Origin of the sequence: Ruegeria sp. HKCCD7255 (assembly GCF_013031565.1) — a bacterium.
In the GTDB taxonomy this organism is placed as follows: domain Bacteria; phylum Pseudomonadota; class Alphaproteobacteria; order Rhodobacterales; family Rhodobacteraceae; genus Ruegeria.
This window is the reverse complement of record NZ_WQAG01000002.1, coordinates 1-18,775: the sequence shown is the minus strand read 5'-3', so window position 1 is coordinate 18,775 and position 18,775 is coordinate 1. Positions and strand designations below refer to the sequence as shown.

Below are 18,775 nucleotides of genomic sequence, written 5' to 3'. Positions count from 1 at the left end.
CTGCAGATCGTCGCCCTTTGCCTGGTCAGCTTCGCCGCGCCCTTCCGTCTGGGTAAATCGATTGTCGAGCTGCGCACTGCCTTCAACGACGATATGCCCGTGCCAGTTTCTGAGGATCAGCCCCCAGAAAATACCGCGTCAGAGTCCACAGATTCCGAGCGCCGCGACGCAGCCAGCCCTGACGGGTATAGCGTTCCGCACTCGTAACCGCGTCACAGCGCAGCGACGTGACAGCTGGCAAGGCTCGCACCAGGGCCACATCCTCCATCAAAGGCTGATCGGGATACCCGCCTGCCCTTTCGTAATCCGTCTTTCGAACCAGTAGCGCCTGATCGCCGTAAGGCAGGCCCAACACCTGGCTTCGCAGGTTCGCCCATCCGGCAACAATACGCGGCGCCATGCCCTGCGCGCGAAAACGCAACCGAAAACAGGCCGGTTGGCCCGTGGACAAGTGTTGCGACACAAACGCGGTCCAGCCCTGCTGCAACTCGGTATCCGCGTGCAGCACCAACAGCCACTCCGAGGTTGCTGCGGCGCATCCCCGGCGCAACTGCCCCCCGCGCGACGGAGCACCTTGCAAGATCAGCGCCCCTGCATCGTCGGCAATGTCCAATGTCAGATCGCTGGACCTGCCGTCACTGACGATCACCTGCCGGATCAGACCTTCCTGCACCCCTTCGTAAAGGGCCATGAACACCCGCGGCAGGCTGTCTGCGGCGTTCAGGGTGGGAATGACAACACTGATCGGTGCGGGCACGTCTGTTACCTCTGGTCTTGGCGGCGCGAACTCCTATATCACGGGGCCAAGGCAAATGACGAGGATCAACCATGCCCAATCGCCGCATCTTTCGTCTGTCCGGCGCGGACACTGACAGTTTCCTGCAAGGTTTGATCACCAATGACATCGAGGGCCTGGCGGATGGGCTGGTCTATGCCGCGCTGTTGACGCCTCAGGGCAAGTATCTGGCCGATTTCTTTCTGAAACGGGACGGAGACGCGGTTCTGCTGGACGTGGCTGAGACATTGGCAGACGGGCTGCACAAGCGGTTGACCATGTACAAGCTGCGTGCGGATGTAACGATCGAACCCTCGGGCCTGAACCTGCAACGCGGCACAGGTCCTGCGCCAGCAGGTGCCCTGCCCGATCCAAGGCATAAAGACATGGGCTGGCGGGCCTATACCGAGGCCGCCGAAGCCCATGACGGCACCGACTGGGATGCGATCCGGGTACGCCATGGCATCCCCGAAACCAACATCGAATTGACGCCAGACAGCTATATCCTTGAATCCGGCTTCGAAGACTTCAACGGCGTCGACTTCAAAAAGGGCTGCTATGTCGGGCAGGAAGTTACGGCCCGCATGAAGCACAAGACCGAGCTGCGCAAAGGGCTGCGCGTCGTGGAAATCTCGGGGGCTGCCCCTGCGGGCACCCAGATCACGACCGACGGCAAACCTGTTGGCACGCTGTTTACCCAATCCGGTGGTAAAGCGATTGCCTATCTGCGTTTCGACCGCGCCGGTGGAGAGATGCAGGCCGCAGACGCAACGCTGCGCCTGGTTGAGTGAACGCGGCCAACTAAGCCCCGGATAAGATTTGAATATGACCCTATGTGCTGTCAGACTGGGCAAAGTTCAGTAACGCGGGCGCAGACATGTTCAAACTCTATCGCGCGATCTGGCGGGCCAGCGCAGGACGGCAGATCATCCTGATCGTGCTGTCGATCGCAATCGCAGCCCTCGCCGCTGTTCCCTTGGAATTCCAGCGCGATATTGTGAACCATCTAACATCTGACGATGTCAGCGGTGACCGTCTGTTGCTTCTGGGAAGCGGCATGATGGCCGTAATCCTGCTCAGCCTTGCCCTGAAATGGCTGCTGGGCTACCGCGCGGGAACGCTGGGTGAGGATTTGATCCGCATGATCCGACAGCGTTTGCTTGTGCGGGCGACGGATCTCACCGAATCTGGTGAGTCCTTTCGCAAGGGGACCATGACCACCGCGATTTCAGCTGAAGCGGAGGAGCTGGGTAAGTTTGCCGGTGGTGCCTTTTCTGATCCAGTGGTCCAGATCGGCACCCTGATCAGTGTCATAGGATATATCTCGTCGACCCAACCCGGCCTGGGCATGATCGCGTTTTCGATGATCGTGCCGCAGATCGTCATCGTATTGATATCGCAGCGGAAAGTGAATGTCTTCGTGGCAGAGCGCGTCCGTATTCTGCGCGGGGCGACGGACAAACTGACGACAGAACAGATTGACCAGATTGCGACAGACATTGACGCTCAATTCGACGAAATCTTCGAAACACGACGCAAGATGTTTCTGTGGAAGCTTTCCGCCAAATTCCTGCTAAGCGTCATCAACGGAGCGGGAACCGTAGGGATTCTGATGCTGGGCGGGTATCTGGTGCTGGACGGAAAGACCGATGTCGGAACGGTGGTTGCCGCCACCAGCGGGCTTACGCGTATTCAGGGACCGACGGCGTTTCTGATCGCGTTTTACAGGCAAGTCAGCGCAAACCGCATCAAATACGAGCTGATGCTGGAACTGTTTGGCCCGAACCCGGAACGCTATCGCCGGATCGGGCACCATTCGTAAAAAAGACCGCCCCGGCCAAAGCCATGCGGTCTTGTCGGTAGAATTTCCGGATCAGGCGCGTTCCGAATATTCCATGGTCTCGGTATTCACCACGATCATCTCATCCTGACCGATAAAGGGTGGCACCATAACCTTTACGCCATTGTCCAGCACAGCTGGTTTGAACGAGTTCGCAGCGGTCTGTCCTTTCACCACCGGCTCGGTCTCGACAATCTTGCAGGTTACTTTCTGAGGCAGCGTCGCGTTCAGCGCTTCGCTTTCATAGAACTCCACCACAATGGTCATGCCATCCTGCAAGAACGGTCGGCGTTCCCCCAACAACTCGGCGGGCAGTTCGATCTGCTCATAGGTTTCGGAGTCCATGAACACCAACATGCCGTCGGATTCGTAGAGGAACTGCTGATCTTTCTGCTCCAGACGCACACGCTCAACCTTGTCCGCAGACCGGAACCGTTCGTTCAGCTTCGATCCATTGCGCAGGTTGCGCAGTTCGACCTGTGCAAAAGCGCCACCTTTTCCGGGCTTTACGTGATCAACTTTTACAGCAGCCCACAGCCCGTCATTATGCTCAAGCACATTGCCGGGGCGAATTTCGTTCCCATTTATCTTGGGCATGACATAAATCCTTCACAAACGGTTGATGCGTCAGTTGTCGTCCCTATATCTGGCGTGGCTACACCTGGCAAGACAACGAAACCTAGTGCTGCAGGTGCAGCAAGCCATGCAAATGACGCAACGTAGTTATGCAAATTAGGTGTATCCGAATCGCAACTAATCGGTCATAAGAACCGTCACGCCGAAAATTGCAAGAGCAAGAAAAACAAGGAAGACGAGATGAGAGATTTCGTTGACGGCACTGCCTTTAACAACGAGCAAGGCAATCGTGCACGCAAACTTTTCGCGGCTGTTGTGTTGGCCGCACTGGACGACGCCATTGCGGATGACAAAAAATATGGCAATGGCCCGGAACAAATCGCCCGCTGGGCACGCTCGCGCGATGGGCGCGAAGTGCTGTCTTGCGCGGGTATCGACCCCAATGAGCGGGTTGTCAGCGGACTGATGGAGTTCGTTGGCCGTGGTGTGCGCACATCCGTTGCGCTGTCGCGTGAAGAAAGCGAGCGTCGGAACGCCGCGCAGCAGGCCGAAGCCGCCTGATCACCGTCTCAAACGGACGAAAAAACGCGCCCCTGTCATCGGGGTGCGTTTTTCTTTGGGCTCAGAAAAACAAAAGCCATTGCCGTGCAACCCACAACTCGGCCAGTAGAAGCGCGCCAAAAAACAGTTTGGCGCCAGGTGTCAGGCCGCGCAGCCACAACGCCCCATAAGCCGCCATGCAGGCGAGCGCCAAAACCGGCGCCACCCAGAACGCGTGATGACTGCTGTCCCAATAACTGACAGGGCTGTGAAACACCCAACCGCTGAACGGCCAGAACTGCGGGCGTCCGTCGCCGGCATGCAGCACAAAGTCAGTGACCAAGTGCAATAGCCCAGCGCCAGCCCCCAGCACCACCAGACGCCAACTGCGCCATAACCCGATCAGCAGGGCCAGCCCCCACAGCAGAAACGAATTGTCGATGGCAAACACAGTTTGCCAGGCGGTTGAGAAATAGAGCTCGCGAAACACAACCTGCGGCGGGATGGCCAGCACATGCAGCGAAATCCCCGCCATCAGGTAAAGCGAAAGATCAGGCAGCAACGATCCGATCAGTACAGCGGCCAGCACGCGCCCTTTGGCCGGGCGGGCAAAGACAGCGGCCCCAATCAAAAGATGCGCAGGCGTGTTCAACTTGTGCTTTTCCTTTGCCTGCAAATCAGGTCATCTGACCGCCAACATAGGAGACAAGCCATGGCGCGGTCCATCATGATTCAGGGCACCGGCAGCAATGTCGGCAAATCGGTTCTTGTGGCCGGTCTGGCCCGCGCCTTTACCCGGCGTGGCTTGCGGGTCGCACCGTTCAAGCCACAGAACATGTCGAACAACGCTGCCGTGGCCGACAGCGGTGGCGAGATTGGGCGCGCCCAGGCGCTACAGGCCCGTGCCGCGCGCCGGGCCAGCCATACGGATATGAACCCTATTTTGCTAAAGCCCGAGACCGATACAGGCGCTCAGATCATCGTGCAGGGACAACGGGCTGGCACGATGAAGGCTGGGGACTACCGCAAAGACAAATCCAAGCTACTGGGCGCGGCGCTCGAAAGCTTTCACCGGCTTTGCGCGGATACCGATCTGGTTCTGGTCGAAGGCGCTGGCAGCCCGGCAGAGACCAATCTGCGTCAAGGAGACATCGCCAATATGGGCTTTGCCTGCGCGGCCAACGTTCCGGTTGTTCTGGTGGGTGACATTCATCGCGGTGGAGTAATTGCGCAGATCGTTGGCACTCAGGTGGTGCTCGACCCAGCTGATCTGGCGATGATCCGGGGCTTTGCTGTCAATCGCTTCAAGGGTGATGTGTCTTTGTTCGACGATGGCCGCGACGATATTGCCGCGCGCACCGGCTGGCCCTGCATTGGCGTCGTACCTTGGTTCCACGATGCATGGAAGCTGCCCGCCGAAGACATGATGGATATCCGATCCACCAAGGGTGGCGCCTGCAAGGTCGTTGTGCCTCAGCTAGAGCGGATGGCGAATTTCGATGACCTCGATCCGCTCTCGGCTGAACCCGGTGTCACGGTCGAGATTGTACCCGCCGGTAGCGCCCTGCCCGGAGATGCCGATCTGGTGCTATTGCCCGGCAGCAAGTCGACGATCGGCGATCTGACCTATTTCCGTGCGCAAGGCTGGGATATCGATCTGTTGGCCCATGTCCGCCGTGGCGGTCATGTCCTGGGCCTTTGCGGTGGCTATCAGATGTTGGGCCGCTCGATCGATGATCCAGACGGCGTGGATGGCCGCCCTGGCAAAGTTGAGGGGCTTGGTCTTCTGGACGTGGAAACAGTCATGACGGGCAGCAAGCAGGTAAAGCTGACACAGGCGACAGCCCTGCCCGACCAAGAGCCTGTCAACGGGTACGAGATCCATATGGGTCGCACAGTTGGCCCGGATTGCGCGCGCGCCTGGTTGGACATTGATGGCCGCCCCGAAGGCGCCAGCAGCGCCAATGGCCGCGTGCGCGGCAGTTATCTGCACGGGATCTTTTCATCGGATCCATTTCGCGCCAGTTATCTGTCGCGGCTGGGCGTCACCTCGGATATCGCTTACGAAGACGGCGTCGAGGATACGCTCGACGCCTTGGCCGACCATCTGGAACAGCACATGGATCTGGATCAACTTCTGGCGCTGGCGCAACACCCCAACAAAGGGTGATCGTCAATCAACCTTTTCGGCGATCAAGGCACGCGCAATCTCGCGCCGGACCATTTTGCGCAGATTGCGCGACACGCGTTCACCCAACTCGCCCTGCAATTCTTCACGCACGATCTGAGCGATCAGCTCTTGCAATGCCGTTTCGTCCAGACCTTCGGGCAGAAGTGCTTTCCTGTCGCTCGGCGCGGCTACATCAGTGGTGTTTTTTCGGGCGCGGATGAAAATCGCAGCACCATCGTCGTCGACTGTCTCATCCGCTTCGGCAGGCCAGTCCACCGCGCGCGTGCGCGTCCCGGAATAGGCGTCGTTGCTTTCACCGTCAGGTTCCCATTGATCTTCGGTACGCGCAATTGCCGCTTCCAGCGCTTCAATCTTGGCACTCAGGCTGCCAGCCAAGTCGCGACCAGAACCATTTGCAGTTTCGCTCTGAACCGGGTCGGCAGACCCGTCAACCGCACAATTCCTGCGCTCAAGCGGTGCAGGGCCAACCGCATCTCGCGCGCGCAATCGAATCGGACCAGTATCTTCAGAACCGGGTTTGCGAGCGGCGATTTCCCGGCTTTCGTCCAACTGTCGCACCAACTGAAGAGGCGAGTCGCGCTCGACGTCCGCACCGGCATCTTCTCCGACGCGCAGCGCTTCGGTCAGAACCAGCCGCCCTGGCTTGGCTGGCTGCGCCGTTGGGATAAAAAGAAACTCTGGCTCGTCCCGCACTTCTTCGCTCACCAATCGTTTGATCGAAGAAAGCACATCCTCACCGCCTGCTTTGACGACACTATCCGACATTCTTCTCTACCGCTCTACCTGTGCGAGCGAGTGTAGCCAATCCGCCCTCGCCCCACAACAGGTAGTATTGCGGCACTAGTCGCGCCGCAAGGCTTTCAGCACACGATCGAGGTCTCGGCTCTGTTTGCTCACCGCTGATGGCGCTTTTTTAACCAGATTGTAGTACAGGGTCGGATCGTAAATCTGCACTGCCAAACCAAGACGTTCTGCGGTCAAAAGCCCCTGCGCCTGCAGCAATTGATAGGCCGCCAAAGACCGCTCAGTACGAGAGGCGATTTCCGCCAATTGAGCGTCAAGGAGGTCTTGCTGAGCGGCCAAAACGTCAAGCGTTGTACGCGCACCCAGCGTCGCTTCTTCGCGAATCCCATCGAATGCCACCTGAGACGCACGCACCCGTTCGGTCGACGCGCGCAGGCTGGCTGTGGCGGTCTCGAAGCGCACATATGCATCTGTGACGCCCTGAGTGATATCTTTTTCAACGTTCAGCAAGTTCGCCCGAGACGCATCGCGCGTGGCCATGGCCCGACGAACAGCCGCAGCAAGCCCACCACCCTGATAGATCGGTTGGGTCAGGTTCAGCGAGACCGAACCTGCGTTGCTATAATCATCGTCGTCAAAGCTTTCGGTCACACCCGCGCTTGCATTCAGGCTGACATTAGGTCCGAGGTTTGCGCGCTGTTGTTCAACCAACAGATCAAACGCACGCACCTGGTGCTGCGCCGACTGGATCGCAGGGTGGTTGCGACGTGCCAAGCCCTGAGCCTCAGACAGACTGCTGGGCAGGTTTGGAAGCCTTGGCTGCCCGCTTGTCTTGCCCGGTTGTTTGCCGACGGCATTAACATACTCTGCCTGTGCTGTTTCCAGATCACCGCGCGCATCGGCAAGATCGGCCCGCGAACTGGCCAATTGCGCCTCAGACAGCGCAACGTCCGTTCGGGTCACCTCGCCAACCTCAAACCGGTCCTGAGACGCACGAAGCTCTTCGCTGGACAGATCGACGTTGTTCTGGCGGATGCCGACGGTTTCTTCCTGCAGCAACACGCTCAGATACGCAGTCGCCGCCCGGAATAGAATTTGCTGCTCGACATCCAACAATGTTTGCCGCGTCGCCAACACAGTTTCCTGGGCCGATTGCTTGCCAAACAAGGTTGCGCCACCGTCATAAAGCAATTGGCTAAAAGTCAGCCCGGTGAAAAAATCCGTTGGTTGACTGGAGGTTACGAAATTGTTGGTTCGTGCGCGATTGAAATCCTGCGAGATTTCGACGGTCCAATTCACAATCGGACGCAATGCAGACAGAGCAATTGCGACGTCTTCATCTTCAACCCGCAAAAGCGCTCTGTTTTGTTCTAATAGACCACTGGTGTTGTAGGCACCGATAAATGCATCGGTCAGGTTATCCGCCCAAGCCATACGCACCGGAAGGCTAGAAACTGCGATACCCGCGGTCAAAGCCAGCGCGTGCGCCAACTTTCTTGTTAGGGTCCCACCCATCTCCGATTCCTCTCGAATTCAAAAAAACACTGCCTCGACCGCAATTTGCGCCTTTGAATTGAACTAATCAAGGCAGTCAAAAACTTTGAATCAGGACTATAGCGAAAATGCACACTCTTGGGTGAACCCGGGCAAAACCGGCGCACTGGCGTTAAACGCAAATCGCCAATTGACTTCCCCGTCGATCTTGTGACCAACGCGCACAGTACCAAGGTCGCCTTCCATGAAAACGCAGGCAATCCGGCCTTGGTCCTTTAGCTGATCCAACAGCGCCTCGGGCACTCGCTCGACCCCGCCTTGAACAAGGATCACGTCATACGGTCCATGCTCTGCCGCACCTTGTTCCAAAGGTCCGATATGGACAATCGCGTTATCTTCACCCGTTTCCATCAACACGGTCTGCGCCTCAGAAGCCATGGCTTCATCTGCTTCGACGCCAACAACAAGCTGCGCCATGCGTGCGGCCACCGCCGTAGAATACCCATAGCACGAGCCAACATCCAACACCGCTTCGTCATTGGAAATATTCAATGCATCCAGCATCTTTGCCAGTGTTCGCGGTTCCAGCAGGCATCGCCCCTGCCCCAGATCGGTCAGGTCTCCGACATAAGCTGCCTCACGCAGCGCATCGGGCACGAATTTCTCACGCTCGACGCTCAGCATGGCATCGATGATGGGGAATTTCGTGACATCGGACGGACGAATCTGGGTGTCGACCATTGTCAGGCGTCGGGCTGCGAAATCTGTCATGGGATCGGTCTTTCTGTTTCCCTTGTTTTCGCGCTTTTGCCATATCCACAGCGCTGCGGCAACGGGCCACGACCACCAAAGCGTTGGTCAAGCAAAATCCAGAGCCATGAACCCCGATTTCACTGCAACCGAATGGTTTTGCCCTCAAAGCTCTGGACGTTCCCACGGAAAGCTGCTAGAACGCCCACCACACCACAGCAAGTGATTGATTTCATTTACAAAGGCGAGTTGGCGGAGTGGTGACGCAGCGGATTGCAAATCCGTGTACACCGGTTCGATTCCGGTACTCGCCTCCACACATCCTTATTGTATTTTTTCTCAATAAATTAGATACTTGGAGTATCTCACGGAGGATACTTTGGAGGATACAGGTGTTTGACTACCCCGCGACAACCTTGGCGTTAAACAAAGGCAAGTATTACGTACTTCTCACAATCCCTGCTGAGCTTCGCCAGCACTTCAATGGCAGGAAGCAACTCAAGAAGTCTACCGGCACTAGTGATTTGGCCGATGCCAAGCGTAGGCAGCACAACCTTTCAGCCGAACTCTATAGCCAACTGGACAACTGCAAGCCTGATCCGCGCGACGTGATCAGTGATCTACTCGGTTGGATCGGTGACGCCGACGAGGTTCAACGTATGGAGGACATCGGGGAACTTGAGGACCTCATCAAATACCACAAAAACCTCGAATACGGGGAGAATGAAGAAAACGACGTTGCTGTAGAGGTGGTCAACGAGCAGGCCATAGAAGCTCTCAAGGTCTACCAAGAGTGGAAGGCTGGCGGCACCGAGCGAAAGGTTGCACCGGGAACAGTTTACCTCGCCAGCGCCTCTAGGGAGTACCTTGAGACCAATCCGTACAGCACGATCAAGACTCAGCGCGAAGCAGAACACGCCCTTGAGCAATTCAAGGACTTCGCCGGAGATATTTCCCTATCTGACGTCACTGCGGTGATGGTTCATGAGTTCGCGGAGGATGAACGTCGCCTTGAGCGGCCTTGCGGTAAGCCTCAATCACTTTCCTGATGAGCGCTCCCCGCTTGGGTAATACGCAAAGTCAGCTATGCGGACGGAGCTGCCATACGAAGTCTCTGCATCAATGACCGCTTCAAGAGCTTTCCGGCTGCCAAAGCTGAACGACATTGCCCTCAGGATCAACAATGTCTTGAACAAGGTTCTGACGGAACTTCCATTGCTTCATATCTGGAACCGGCCTGCCACCGATCTCTGGCAGTATTTCGAGCACATCAGCAATGGAAATGGTGCTGATTATTGGTTTCATAGGCGTGCCGGAACGCACCACTGGGGGGTCTTCGATGACAATTTGTGGTGCAATTGTCTGTGGAACCTGCAGAATTATGAGTTCGGTATCGGCATTCGAGATGGCCGCAAATTCACCGTCGATCCCGTCGGTCTGTTTGCCGCCAATCGCGAGATAGAAAGCACGCAGTTTTTTCAAGTCTTTTGCGTACAATACGGCACCTTTGAGCATTGCAAAATACCTCCAGAGCCTTGCGTAGCAGACATTGGCCGACGTTGCAGCATCGGTGAATTCGGGCTCGCTCAGGACCTTCGCCGCATGACTCATCAAGGTCTGCGGGGCGGGCAAAGCTCCAATTCGCTACGTCAACGCCAAAGTCTGATTTCGGGTTAATGCTCGTGATTGCAAAGCTTGTGATCCGCTAGAGAAGCCAGAACATAGCAGTCTTCCGACACGCCATCGCCGTCACAACCCTTGGAAATCCGAACCAGCTCTTTTTCAAGTGACCTTAGCCGTTTGATCTTGGCCCTGACTTCGGAAAGCTGTGAGATGGCGATATCCGTCGCGGCTTGGCATGAACGATCTGGGTGGCATTGAAGCTCGATCAGTTCCGAAATCGCCTCAATCGAGAAGCCAAGGTCACGCGCATGCTTGATGAAGCTAAGGCGTTCCAACCCAGCCGCATCATAGCGCCGTTGGTTGCCTTCAGTGCGTTCTGGTGCGGAAAGCAGGCCCATCTCTTCGTAATAGCGGATGGTCGGAATCTTGACCGCTGTGCGCTTGGACAGGTCACCAATCGAAAACATCAAATTACCTCTTGAACCTCTAGCCACTAGAGAAACTACACTATGCTAAAGACAGATTCAAAGAGGTTTCCTTATGTCAGGATGTTGCGGACACGACGCGAAGTTTGACGGCGTTTCAGATGATTACAAAAGGCGATTGTGGATCGTCATTGCACTCAATGCCACGATGTTTGTGGTCGAGATGACCGCCGGGCATTATGCGAAGTCTCAGGCACTACAGGCCGACGCACTCGACTTCTTGGGGGATGCCCTCACCTATGGCATTTCTCTGGCTGTAATAGGCGCTTCAATCCGAGCGCGAACAAATGCTGCCCTAGCCAAAGGCCTCAGCCTTTTTCTGATGGGTTCATGGGTATTCGGGTCGACCGTATATCGGGTGTTCTACGTCGGCGTTCCTGAGGCTGAAATCATGGGAATGGTGGGGTTCCTTGCACTGCTTACAAACCTTGCCAGTGTTCTTCTGCTCGTCAGGTACAAAGATGGAGACGCGAATGTCCGCTCCGTCTGGCTTTGTTCCCGCAATGATGCCATAGGGAACGTGGCAGTGATGTTTGCCGCTCTCGGCGTTTGGGGCACAGCCACAGGATGGCCTGACCTAATCGTAGCGACGATCATGGCGGGTTTGTTTTTGTCATCATCTGTACAAATCGTGCGCCAAGCTCTGGCGGAGCGGCGTGATAGCAAGCTCCATCAACAGGTTAGTGCCTAACGGAATGAAACTCCTGACGCCAAATTGAGCCAGAGCAAGGATATTGTTTTGTCAGGCGTCAGCGTTTTGATTGACTCGTCGGGAAAGCGCGTGAATAGGATGCGATGCGGTGGTCGGGATGGTTCGTTCCGACTGAAAAGGGAACGAGGTGAGAATCCTCGGCTGCCCCTGCAACTGTAAGCGGTGAGCAAACCCGGAATTGCACCACTGACACACTGTGTTGGGAAGGCTCGGGAGCGCGTTGAGTCGCAAGCCAGGAGACCTGCCGCTAGAGCAACCGCCGAGTTTCTCGGCATCAAATGTCGTCAGGAAGGACGGCAAGGAGACTGAATATGCATATTGAACCGGGCGTCGTAGACGGCGCGAAAATGGTGTTTGCCTACGGAACGGCCGCCGCCGCCGCTGGTTATTCCCTCAAGCTGGTGGCCGACGATTTGAAGTCGCACTCGGTGATTTCATTCGGGGTACGCAGTGTGCTGGCTGTGGCTACGGTGTTTTTGTTCTTCGAGGTGTTCCCGCATTTTGCGGTTGGCATCTCTGAGGTGCACTTCATATTGGGAACCACGATACTGCTGCTGCTTGGTGCGGGACCCGCAGCAATTGGTCTTGCGGGTGGGCTTTTTGTCCAAGGTGCTTTGTTTGCGCCGAGCGACATGCCCATGTACTTCGTGAACGTGACAACGCTGTTGTTCCCGCTGTTCCTCATCGACGCCTTGGCAAAACGCATCATCCCTGAGCAAAAAGCCTACGTCGATTGTAGCTACGGCGAAGTATTCAAGCTTTCACTTGCTTACCAAGGTGGTGTGATTGCTTGGGTGGCATTCTGGGCGTTTTATGGCCAAGGCTTCGGAGCCGAGAACATGGCCGCCGTTGGAAGCTTCGGCGCAGCTTACCTGATGGTGGTTCTGGTTGAACCCATTGCTGACCTGGCAGTGTTGGCTGGCGCGAAGCTTCTTCGTGACAGCAAGCAAAGCGGTGTGTTTACGCGTCGGCTATACCACCCGGCTTGAGTCTAACAATCAGGGCGGCTCCAGTAGCTGCGGGCCGCCTAAATCCGATGCTGCGCAAACACTTGGTGAGCCGCCGAAGTCGATTGCAGGTACGGCAGCACATCTTCACCAAAGCCATCTCTCATAACCGGGTCCAACATCGGATACCTGACTTTCGCAGCTTCGCAGCAACTTGATGGGTTTGGCTCGGAGCGGTCATTGAGTTGTTCTTTGCGGATGCGTTGCTGGTCAGATAAGTGCCCTTGCCCGACGAAAAAGGAAGGGGCCTAAGCAGCTCCCTCTAAGTTCTCTCTAGGTCACTCTCTCAGCAAAACCTCGAACATCCGACGCCCCACCAGCATTCGCCGGGAACAACTCACGGTTCCGCCTTACGTGAGCCTTTCCTCAGCGCGACCCGCGCCGAACACTGAGTTAAACGCGGGGGCTACTGTTGGGTTGGCGACCAGCTTATCGATGGCCTCTTGGGGGATTACTTCAAAGTCTGCCATTCGGTGCGTCCTTGGTTATCCCGAGCAACCCATCGATCTGCGACAGTTGTGTTCGGAGCTTGGTTTTCATGACCCTGCGGGCATGTTCGAACGGAACGATCTCTGCACCGAGAATGTGGTTTGATTTTGCTTGGAAGCCTCGAGCGGAACTCAGGTCAAACGTCCAGGCACCAGGACGGTCCGTGTAGACGGCTCCTGACGGTTGTTGGAGGACGAAGGCTGCACCCGAAGTGCCTGCGGTCAACACCTCACAGTAGGCTGCGGAGAGGTTCTCGCGGAGACGCATCAGGTCAAGTTGCAAGTGACCCTTGTACTTTGAGTTGCTCATTTCAGTTCCTCCGGCATAGTCAGCCCGCTACTTCTTGCGACCCTGCGGATGTCTGTGGATATGAAAGCGTAGGTCTTGTTTAGGATGGCTACGATCTCAGCCCGCTCGCCGTATCCTGGCTTGATCATCTGGTTCGGGTGGGCTGTCTCGATCTGTTCAGCCTCGTCTCGCATTTCTTGAGCGATCTGACGGAGACCTGCGAGTATCGAGAGGGTTCGCTTCCAGCTTTCGGTCTCGTCGGTCAGCGGTCCCGTTGTGGGGTTGGTCTTTGATGTCATGTTGTTGGTCCTTTGGTTGTGCGATCTCATTGAGCCGCTGGGTTGAACATTGAGTGCTGCTGGAAGATCGCGCGGGCATCCCGAAAGAACTCGGCTTTGCCAAGCGTTGTCCCTTTCGACCGGCGCAACATGTCCCGCCAGATCGGCAGTTGCGTGTTGGGGTCGAATGGGTCATCGGTCAGATGCTCAAGGGCGATCACTGCGGACTGGTCATAGCGATGCCGGGTGCGGCGTCCTTGGAGACGCATGAGCATGTCACCGATCTTTCGGTCGATCACCTCGTCACGGCGTTTGGAAACCATGTTCTCGGCCTTGGTCATCGGAGCGGATGCCTTGGCGATTGCGTCGAGGTCTGCCTTGTGCTGGCGAGTTCTTCCGTGCAGCGGTGTGTGCTTTTGGTAGTGACGTTTGGCGTCACCAATTGTGATAGCGTTGGCCATATTTGGAGTCCTTTGTGGAAACCCTCAGAACCCTCAAAACAGCATTTCCCTACCGACCCCTGCGGAGGGTCGATTTTAGCCTCAGAAAAGCTAATGAAATCAATGGATCACGGGAGGTGATTTGGGGAGTCGAGGGATGTTGATGGGGAGGCTTTCGGTAGTACGGAAGCTGCAACCTGAAAACGTGCGGTTGCTATCGTGGTTTGCTTGCGGACTTAATGGTTGGGTGAGACGCGAACTCATCAAAGGGGAGGAAACTCAACATGCGCAAGTTGCAGGCACAGGGCATTCACCACATTACCCTGACAGGTGCAGACCGGCAGACATCAATAGACTTCTGGGAGGGTCTTCTCGGGTTTTCGCTTATCTTTGATCAACCAAACTTGGATGATTACTCACAGGGTCACTTGTACTTCGCTGCCGGAAACGGTCAGACGATCACCGTGTTCACTAATGAAGATCGAAAGCCGTCCGGCAGATTGCTCGAGGATCAAGTCGGCGCGGTTCATCATCTAGCATTTGCTGTGTCCCGTTCGGTCCTCATGCAAGTTGAGGAGCGGTTGGATGAAAGGGGCATCAAGCACACTCCGATCAAAGACCGAGGCTTCATGAACTCGATCTATTTTCACGACCCGCTGGGCTTGAGGATCGAACTTGCGAGTTACCGGTTTGAGCCACCCGAAGGAGCAACTCACGGTGACGTTCTGGCTGAAGCTCACAGGCTTCGTGTGGAACGTGGTGACCTGGCGATAGCCGATGTTCACCTAGCGGATGCGATCGAGAACATTGTTTCGGAGCGAACCCCGAGGATGTAATTTTCTTTTTATTGTTCTTGGGCGTCATCAACCGCCTATCATCATCGCTTCTATGCAGTCGAGACGTCCTTCAAGTTCAGCCTCGGCAACTTCGGTTTGCTCGTGCCGTGCAAAGGTGAACTTCTCGAGGCTCTCATCGATCTCGAGTGCGACACCGAGTGTACCGGTGGGTGTGCATCACCAGAGGCTAGGAGACGACCGTATGGCTCATCCAGGGCGACTGCAGATACTCTTAAGACTAATGGAAGGTGAGAAAAACGTTTCAGACCTCTGCAGAGACTTATCGATGCCTCAGGCGGGTAATGTCAGAGGAATCACATTCTGCCGTCCTTCTTGGCACTCGCTTCGAACGAGAGCTCGCAACAAACTAATCTGTAAACAAAAAGACTTTGCAGAGCGGCGCGAAACAAAAGAACAGGCAACTGAAACGGTATCGGATCAATTTAATCTGACAAGACCGGCACAATGACAAATCCCAACCAATGCGGGATCAAGCTCCGCCGCTTGCGTAATCGCGCCACAGTGGCGTTCTCCGTCAATCTTCATAACTTCCCCCGCACTATCCGCTTTACGTAACAGTGCAAAATCGATCAGCGACTGTCACTTGAAAGGCTCCGGTTGAATTCCATGTACATCGCTTCTTAATATTAATAGCCCGTCGTGGTCGGTGGCGCTTGTTGTCTGCAAAGAAGGCGGACCTCCGTGCAATCTGCATCAACGGTCAATTTTGGGCTCGAAGTCGTCATTTGCGTCTTTCTGTCAGTTGACCGCGTGTGGGCGGAAAGCAGCGAGTCGTTGGTTTCGTAGCGCGGATTTTCTGTTTCACATCTCCTCTTACTGGACAGATGCAGGTTTAAAAAAGTCCAGGGGATTCCCCAGACTTTTTGCCTCAACTGCCTTGCATCAGGCTTCTTGCTGGTCTTTGTGGTGCCACGCCGAGTGATCCAATTCGAGGTCCGGGAAGTCTTCTGGATTGAAGACTGGGCGGGCCACACCGGCTTTGCGCTGTTCGTCAAAATCCTTAAGTACGCGGCGTAGGATCGGGAAGAGCATCATCAGAGCCAAGAGGTTCACTAGGGCCAAGACGCCCATCATCGGGTCAGAGAAGAAGAAGATCGCCGTTGCGCCCGGAGCGACAGCGCCGACGAAGACAATGGCCATCAACACAAGCTTGAACCCGAACAATGCCTGGGGCGACGGTGTCATGAACGACAACGCGTTTTCCCCCAGGTAGTAGTTGTAGATTATTGAGCTGAACGCAAAAAGCAGGACTGCGATCGTCAAGAAGTACTGCGTCCAGGCACCCAAGTGATCCACAAGGGCGTTTTGTGTCAGGACCACGCCATCTACATCAGCGCCGGGTACATAGACATCGCTCATCAGGATCACAAAGGCTGTACAGCTACAGATCAAGATAGTGTCAATAAAGACCGAGAACGACTGAGTGATGCCCTGGCTGATAGGATGCATCACGTCGGCGGCGGCTGCTACGTTCGGAGCCGAGCCAAGACCAGCTTCGTTCGAGAAGAGACCGCGACGGAGACCTTGGGCGATTGCAGCGCCCATGCCGCCCGAGACGGCCTCTTCAAAGCCCAGTGCGTTGCCCACAATCATTGCAATAATGCTGGGAATTTCGGCGATGTTAATGATGATGACGAGAAGCGCCATGGCGATATACCCAAGCGCCATGATCGGAACAATGATATCCGACGCCTTGGCGATCCGGTGAATGCCGCCGAAGACGATATAGCCAGTTCCGATGGTGAGTATCGCGCCCGTTATGAAGCGATTCAGGCCAAAGGAATTTTCAGCTGCACCAGCCACTGTATTGCCTTGGAACGCCGGAAAACCGATCCCGAAGGCCGCAATCAAGCAAATCGCATAGAGGACAGCGAGCCACTTAAACTCTTTGCCAAGACCATGCATGATCATACGGGCCGGACCACCTCGGTAGGAACCGTCTTCCTGTTTCTCCTTGAAGACTTGCGCCAAGGTGCATTCGACGAGGCTGGTCGCCATGCCGATAAGCGCGATCATCCACATCCAAAACACAGCACCCGGACCGCCAAGTGTGATGGCGACCGCGACACCGGCGATGTTACCACCGCCGACGCGGCCGCCGACGGAAACGAACAATGCCTCGCGCGCAGAGATTGTGTTAGGATCTGCGGATTGATTGCCCGCTTTGAGTACGCGGAACATGCGTTTAAAATACCTAAACTGAACGAAATTTGTCGCTATGGTTAAAAACAAGCCGAAGATGACGAGAAACGGGATCAGTGCCCACCCCCACGTCAAATCGCCTATCAGGCCAAAGATTGATTCCAAAAAAGCCATTTTATTCTGTCCCTTTTTTTGATTGTGCGGCTTCTGTTAGGCCAAGCACGTGCTTTTACCCTGCGGGGATTGGATGGGGCGAGCAAGTAAAGGGAGTCTATTTTTCAGCAACCGCTCGGCTATTCAGAAAGATCCTAAATTTTTTGCACCTTTATGCCCCAGCTGCTGATAACAGCATCCGCTGACAAGCGTAGGTGCGAGGCCCTCAATGACTTCCGCGGCGCGAATTTCATACTCATGCTGAATTGTTTTCGTGAGAAAGGGCTCTACGGAAGGCGGCAAGCGTGAGCACAGCCGCAAGCCAGATCGGCCACATTTGCAGCGCGGATCCGAAATTGTGACATTTGTCATAGTTTTCTGAACGACCAATTCGTAGACATTCAGTCGTAACTATGCAAATGGCAGCTTAACCTGCTAACATTCTTTGATACTTTTTGGAGCAGGCAAATGAACTTGCAAAAAGCGTTAATGGGCGAAAGCCGCAAAGATCGATTCAAATCCGTCCCGAAGAAGATAAAAGACGGTGCCCCACCATGGCATTTTTCTTTCATGGATGATCGCAAGAAAAGCGGGGAGAAGTTGCCGATTTTCATAATTGGCTCCAAACGGATCGAGTTGGATATAAAGCAGTCGTGCCAAGGCGAAATCCAACGGGAAGGGGACACGTACTATCTCAGCTACCGTCGCGGCGGTGTGAAGCTCAATGCGCAGACAGAGAAGGCCATCCGAAACGGCTTCAACCGTGCGGGCCTTTCAGATCTTAAGTTGCAGTTTTCAGATCAGGCCGCGCCGGGCGAGCAACACCATCAGCGCATCCCGGAAGAATTGCGAGCCGTGCCCGCCGCGATCAAGGAGGCACGTTCTTACATTGGGAACTGGGTTCGGTGGAAGCGTGAATATGGTGCCGAACTGATCCAGGATGACAAAGACAAGATACTGGGTAACTGGCTTGAAGGTTTGTCGAAGAACAATTGCGCCAATATTGGCGAGGACAGCGCGACCAAGGTCAAACCGACGATCATGCATTTTCACAAAAAAGTTGTGAAGATCAAAGCCGATCGGAAGGCGCAAGCAGCCGCTGCTGACCAAAGCCCTGCCGCATCAGCTACGGCAGCCCCAACCGATCCGGACTATCAGGGCTGAAGCGATACCTGTCATTGAGGCTGTAGAGCCTTTTTGGGAAAAGACACTGGCGGAGGCGGGTCAGATCGTCCGCTCGCCACTCCCAAGCAGACATTCGAAATCTCCCGTTCATCTTCCGCTTCGAGCCCAAAGGCGACTTAGGCTATGGGCGCAGCATTTGTCGTTTTGGGCGTATTCCGTTGAAAAACTCTTCCTTGATCGACTGATGAGTCGCTGATTCAATTCGT

Annotated in this window: 22 protein-coding genes, 1 tRNA gene and 1 riboswitch; of the genes, 11 read left to right on the top strand and 12 right to left on the bottom strand. The window is 55.5% G+C overall.

Going from position 1 to position 18,775, the window contains the following annotated elements:
• Positions 1-82 precede the first annotated feature (82 nt).
• Entirely contained in the window at positions 83-757 is a 675-nt protein-coding gene (locus GOX45_RS03815; RefSeq protein WP_171098206.1) for a TIGR04283 family arsenosugar biosynthesis glycosyltransferase, read from the bottom strand.
• A gap of 71 nt (positions 758-828) precedes the next feature.
• Between GOX45_RS03815 and GOX45_RS03810 the strand changes: the two genes are divergently transcribed.
• Positions 829-1,566, top strand: coding sequence for a folate-binding protein YgfZ (locus GOX45_RS03810; protein ID WP_171098205.1), 738 nt, complete (start codon positions 829-831; stop codon positions 1,564-1,566).
• A gap of 86 nt (positions 1,567-1,652) precedes the next feature.
• Positions 1,653-2,597, top strand: coding sequence for an ABC transporter transmembrane domain-containing protein (locus GOX45_RS03805; RefSeq protein WP_171098203.1), 945 nt, complete (start codon positions 1,653-1,655; stop codon positions 2,595-2,597).
• A gap of 51 nt (positions 2,598-2,648) precedes the next feature.
• Here the strand turns inward: GOX45_RS03805 and efp are convergent, their stop codons facing one another.
• The gene (efp, locus tag GOX45_RS03800) at positions 2,649-3,212 is read right to left on the bottom strand and encodes an elongation factor P (protein WP_171098201.1); all 564 of its coding nucleotides are present in this window, start codon (positions 3,210-3,212) and stop codon (positions 2,649-2,651) included.
• 219 nt (positions 3,213-3,431) lie between these two features.
• Here efp and GOX45_RS03795 point away from each other — a divergent pair, with 219 nt between their 5' ends.
• A complete protein-coding gene (locus GOX45_RS03795; protein WP_037310273.1) occupies positions 3,432-3,752 on the top strand; it encodes a DUF6280 family protein in 321 nt (106 codons plus the stop codon).
• Positions 3,753-3,813: 61 nt separating this feature from the next.
• Here the strand turns inward: GOX45_RS03795 and GOX45_RS03790 are convergent, their stop codons facing one another.
• Positions 3,814-4,383 carry a cobalamin biosynthesis protein CobQ gene (locus GOX45_RS03790; protein ID WP_171098199.1) on the bottom strand — a complete coding sequence of 190 codons (570 nt, stop codon included), beginning with the start codon at positions 4,381-4,383 and terminating at the stop codon, positions 3,814-3,816.
• A gap of 60 nt (positions 4,384-4,443) precedes the next feature.
• On the opposite strand from GOX45_RS03790, the gene GOX45_RS03785 reads away from it, so the two are divergent.
• Positions 4,444-5,901, top strand: coding sequence for a cobyric acid synthase (locus tag GOX45_RS03785; RefSeq protein ID WP_171098197.1), 1,458 nt, complete (start codon positions 4,444-4,446; stop codon positions 5,899-5,901).
• A 3-nt stretch (positions 5,902-5,904) separates the two neighbouring features.
• Here GOX45_RS03785 and GOX45_RS03780 read toward each other — a convergent pair whose 3' ends face one another.
• From GOX45_RS03780 to GOX45_RS03770, 3 genes are all read right to left on the bottom strand, one after another.
• Entirely contained in the window at positions 5,905-6,687 is a 783-nt protein-coding gene (locus tag GOX45_RS03780; RefSeq protein WP_171098195.1) for a hypothetical protein, read from the bottom strand.
• Between the two features lie 75 nt (positions 6,688-6,762).
• A complete protein-coding gene (locus GOX45_RS03775) occupies positions 6,763-8,181 on the bottom strand; it encodes a TolC family outer membrane protein (RefSeq protein WP_171098193.1) in 1,419 nt (472 codons plus the stop codon).
• 96 nt (positions 8,182-8,277) lie between these two features.
• Complete coding sequence (locus GOX45_RS03770; protein ID WP_171098191.1) at positions 8,278-8,931, bottom strand: protein-L-isoaspartate O-methyltransferase; 654 nt, start codon at positions 8,929-8,931, stop codon at positions 8,278-8,280.
• Positions 8,932-9,153: 222 nt separating this feature from the next.
• On the opposite strand from GOX45_RS03770, the gene GOX45_RS03765 reads away from it, so the two are divergent.
• Both GOX45_RS03765 and GOX45_RS03760 read left to right on the top strand, forming a co-directional pair.
• Positions 9,154-9,227: transfer RNA gene (locus GOX45_RS03765), tRNA-Cys, on the top strand.
• A gap of 75 nt (positions 9,228-9,302) precedes the next feature.
• Positions 9,303-9,959: a DUF6538 domain-containing protein gene (locus tag GOX45_RS03760; protein ID WP_171098189.1), complete on the top strand. Its 657-nt coding sequence runs from the start codon at positions 9,303-9,305 to the stop codon at positions 9,957-9,959.
• Positions 9,960-10,041: 82 nt separating this feature from the next.
• On the opposite strand, the gene GOX45_RS03755 is transcribed toward GOX45_RS03760, so the two are convergent.
• Both GOX45_RS03755 and GOX45_RS03750 read right to left on the bottom strand, forming a co-directional pair.
• Entirely contained in the window at positions 10,042-10,521 is a 480-nt protein-coding gene (locus GOX45_RS03755; protein ID WP_171098188.1) for a hypothetical protein, read from the bottom strand.
• A gap of 62 nt (positions 10,522-10,583) precedes the next feature.
• Positions 10,584-11,000, bottom strand: a complete 417-nt coding sequence (locus GOX45_RS03750; RefSeq protein ID WP_171098186.1) for a helix-turn-helix domain-containing protein — start codon at positions 10,998-11,000, stop codon at positions 10,584-10,586.
• Between the two features lie 73 nt (positions 11,001-11,073).
• Here GOX45_RS03750 and GOX45_RS03745 point away from each other — a divergent pair, with 73 nt between their 5' ends.
• Together GOX45_RS03745 and GOX45_RS03740 are read left to right on the top strand one after the other, a co-directional pair.
• A complete protein-coding gene (locus GOX45_RS03745; protein WP_171098184.1) occupies positions 11,074-11,709 on the top strand; it encodes a cation transporter in 636 nt (211 codons plus the stop codon).
• Positions 11,710-11,799: 90 nt separating this feature from the next.
• A riboswitch (cobalamin riboswitch) is annotated at positions 11,800-11,994 on the top strand.
• 47 nt (positions 11,995-12,041) lie between these two features.
• Complete coding sequence (locus GOX45_RS03740; protein ID WP_171098182.1) at positions 12,042-12,719, top strand: energy-coupling factor ABC transporter permease; 678 nt, start codon at positions 12,042-12,044, stop codon at positions 12,717-12,719.
• A 474-nt stretch (positions 12,720-13,193) separates the two neighbouring features.
• Here GOX45_RS03740 and GOX45_RS03735 read toward each other — a convergent pair whose 3' ends face one another.
• Genes GOX45_RS03735 through GOX45_RS03725 form a run of 3 tightly spaced genes read right to left on the bottom strand, consistent with a single transcriptional unit; the run spans position 13,194 to position 14,253 of the window.
• Complete coding sequence (locus GOX45_RS03735; RefSeq protein WP_171098180.1) at positions 13,194-13,535, bottom strand: hypothetical protein; 342 nt, start codon at positions 13,533-13,535, stop codon at positions 13,194-13,196.
• Positions 13,532-13,813: a hypothetical protein gene (locus GOX45_RS03730; RefSeq protein WP_171098178.1), complete on the bottom strand. Its 282-nt coding sequence runs from the start codon at positions 13,811-13,813 to the stop codon at positions 13,532-13,534. The genes GOX45_RS03735 and GOX45_RS03730 overlap by 4 nt, the downstream gene beginning before the upstream one ends.
• 26 nt (positions 13,814-13,839) lie before the next feature.
• The gene (locus tag GOX45_RS03725) at positions 13,840-14,253 is read right to left on the bottom strand and encodes a hypothetical protein (protein ID WP_171098176.1); all 414 of its coding nucleotides are present in this window, start codon (positions 14,251-14,253) and stop codon (positions 13,840-13,842) included.
• Positions 14,254-14,516: 263 nt separating this feature from the next.
• On the opposite strand from GOX45_RS03725, the gene GOX45_RS03720 reads away from it, so the two are divergent.
• Complete coding sequence (locus GOX45_RS03720; protein WP_171098174.1) at positions 14,517-15,068, top strand: VOC family protein; 552 nt, start codon at positions 14,517-14,519, stop codon at positions 15,066-15,068.
• Entirely contained in the window at positions 15,025-15,537 is a 513-nt protein-coding gene (locus GOX45_RS22285) for an ArsR/SmtB family transcription factor (RefSeq protein ID WP_371808950.1), read from the top strand. Before GOX45_RS03720 ends, GOX45_RS22285 begins: the two co-directional genes overlap by 44 nt.
• Positions 15,538-15,971: 434 nt before the next feature.
• Here GOX45_RS22285 and GOX45_RS03710 read toward each other — a convergent pair whose 3' ends face one another.
• The gene (locus GOX45_RS03710) at positions 15,972-17,405 is read right to left on the bottom strand and encodes a sodium:alanine symporter family protein (protein WP_171098170.1); all 1,434 of its coding nucleotides are present in this window, start codon (positions 17,403-17,405) and stop codon (positions 15,972-15,974) included.
• Positions 17,406-17,852: 447 nt separating this feature from the next.
• Here GOX45_RS03710 and GOX45_RS03705 point away from each other — a divergent pair, with 447 nt between their 5' ends.
• The gene (locus GOX45_RS03705) at positions 17,853-18,548 is read left to right on the top strand and encodes a hypothetical protein (protein ID WP_171098168.1); all 696 of its coding nucleotides are present in this window, start codon (positions 17,853-17,855) and stop codon (positions 18,546-18,548) included.
• Positions 18,549-18,775: the final 227 nt, after the last annotated feature.